The sequence below is a fragment of the Crocosphaera watsonii WH 8501 genome (assembly GCF_000167195.1).
Lineage (GTDB): Bacteria > Cyanobacteriota > Cyanobacteriia > Cyanobacteriales > Microcystaceae > Crocosphaera > Crocosphaera watsonii.
The window spans coordinates 1-2,484 of sequence record NZ_AADV02000301.1 but is presented as its reverse complement, the minus strand read 5'-3'; the positions used below and the strand labels follow the sequence as shown (position 1 = coordinate 2,484).

Sequence of the window (2,484 nt, the reverse complement as noted above, 5' to 3'; positions counted from 1 at the left end):
ACTAACTAGCCTGGACCGAACACACAGTCATGTGGGAGATAAGACCCAGAGTGTCCTCAAAGAATTGTAAGTTTAACTCAACCGCATATTCGTCCAATAGTGAGGGGAAAAGCAGGAAAACCAATAGAGTTTGGAGCTAAACTCTCAGTAAGCTGTGTAGATAACTATGTGTTTCTAGACAAAATAAGTTGGGAAAACTTCAATGAATCTTGTCATTTAAAAGAACAAGTAGAAAAGTATAAAGAAACGTTTGGCTATTATCCCGAATCCGTCCATGTAGATAAAATTTATCGAACTAGGGAAAACAGAAATTGGTGTAAGGAAAGAGGGATAAGAATCAGTGGTCCGAAGTTAGGAAGACCTCCGAAAAATGTCAGTGAAGAAGAAAAGAAACAAGCCCACTCCGATGAATGCTTCCGTAATGCTATTGAGGGAAAGTTTGGACAAGCTAAACGAAGATTTAGCCTAAATCTCGTGATGACAAAACTCCCTGAAAACTCCATTACATCTATTGCTATTACATTTTTAGTTGTCAATCTTTCTAAACTTCTGAGGCAGTTTTTGTCGCTTTTTTTGTCCTTATTTACTAATAATAGAACAGGGGAACTCATCAAACCGCCTTTCATTAATTTTGATTATAATTTAAACAATTTTTATGTACTAAAACTTATTGATTTGTCAGAAAATTCTTGGTCAAAAGTGGCATAAATTTTGGAGAAACTTTTTCAGCAAACCCTAATTAGAGAAAAATGGTCAGAGACTCATATCCTAGTTAGGGGTGATAGTGCCTATGCCCGTGAAGAAATCTTCTATTTTTGTGAAAATCAGCCTTTAGTTGATTATGTTATAGCTATGGGAACAAATGGCGTTCTTAAGTTACGAGCGGATGATGTAATTGAAAAAGCCAAACATGAATATGAAAAAAAACTAGCTCCAATAACTGAATTAATGGATAGTTTATTTCAGAAAAAAGAAGATTTAGAAGAAGTTAAAAAATTAGTACCAATTTCTACTTGGTATCGCTCTATTCGTTATAAAACAGAAAAGTCATGGAGTTGTCAAAGAAGAGTAGTGACAAAAGTTTGTTATGGAAGTGATGGCTTAAAAATGCGCCATGTGGTGACATCTTTGCCCGCTTCAAAAATTCCACCCTCAAAACTTTATACAAAAAAATACTGTCCGAGAGGCGAGATGGAAAATCGGATTAAAGAACAACAATTAGACTTGTTAGCTGATAGAACTTCAACTCAAACATTTCAAAGTAATCAACTAAGATTATGGATACATTCCTGGGCTTATGTTCTCATAAATGCTTTTCGTCAACACTGTTTAAAAAAAACTTCATTGGCTAAAGCAACTGTGGGAAGAATACGTCTAAATCTTCTTAAGTTGGGAGCCAGAATAAAGATTAGTTGTAGAAGAATTATTATCGCTATAGCTAGTGCTTGTCCTTATCAAGATATTTTATCTATTGCTAACAAAAGAATTAAAACTATTCCTAATACTGGATAAGTAGAATAAGTTGTTTTTTAAAAAAGATATCTATCATAAGTTGTTGACTGACTGATACTTTCATTTAGTCTTATTTATCGTGGAGAAAATCAAAAGTTAATATAATTATTCCCTCTTAAACTCAATTTTTGGATAATCAAAGTCAATTTTTTTATTCATCTATATTCAAAATTTCTATTAGTCCTAAAAATTATCATTTTTCATCTCTGGATTGGGCTTTCAAATTAATTTGTGAGAAATCCGGGTACGGTGGGGGGCCTCTTTCTGACAAAAAATATTACTTTGTTCAAAATACTCGTCCGGGTCATACTTTTTATGAGCAAGGTGTGGTTGATGGGGAGAAACAACGCAAATTTATTGATGCTGGTGATTCTCGTCCCATTGGTGTGATTATTTACTATCTCCTCAGTGAAGATGCGAAGGATGTTAGTTTAAGCATTTTGGATGGACAAGGTAACAAGATTCAAACTTTCAGTAAAGAGGAAATTCCTACCGAACGATTCCCTAGTTTTGATGCTCGTGGGTATGAACAAGATTTGTAACTGCTCACCGCAACAAAAAAGTCTTATTGAAAAGCACTACAAACAACATCAGTTGAGTCAACAAAAATATAAGCCCTGTGATTTAGCGTAAAATTTAAGCTAATTTATTACGGCTATTTTAATGACTAACATTCCCAGAATCAAGTCTTTTAAAAACCTCAAATAAAAACAACAATATGAGAAAAAAAAAGAATAGTAAGATAGTTTTTTGTTAGCGGAGATTATCAGCTAACCTTTTGTATTTTTGTGCAGAGAGATAGGGCGATCAAGAAAAATCTATCCCCCATCGGCTCCGGAGCCTTTTACATCTCTAATCCTGGGGGACTCCGACCAGCTAATGAAAATAATTCGCATAATTGGACAATGGCATTTTGCCCCTGTAATCTCATGGTCTCTAAAAAACTGAACATTTGGGTGACTAACTCTGTCA

At 34.4% G+C, this 2,484-nt stretch carries 1 protein-coding gene and 2 pseudogenes; all 3 read left to right on the top strand.

Annotated features, from left to right (window positions below; all coding sequences use genetic code 11):
• Positions 1 to 54: 54 nt before the first annotated feature.
• Positions 55 to 708: pseudogene (locus CWATDRAFT_RS31110) on the top strand (IS5-like element ISUnCu10 family transposase); the annotation flags it as partial.
• Positions 709 to 735: 27 nt separating this feature from the next.
• Positions 736 to 1,512: pseudogene (locus tag CWATDRAFT_RS31105) on the top strand (IS1380-like element ISCwa5 family transposase); the annotation flags it as partial.
• Between the two features lie 128 nt (positions 1,513 to 1,640).
• Entirely contained in the window at positions 1,641 to 2,054 is a 414-nt protein-coding gene (locus CWATDRAFT_RS31100) for a hypothetical protein (protein WP_007308657.1), read from the top strand.
• The last annotated feature ends 430 nt before the right edge of the window (positions 2,055 to 2,484 follow it).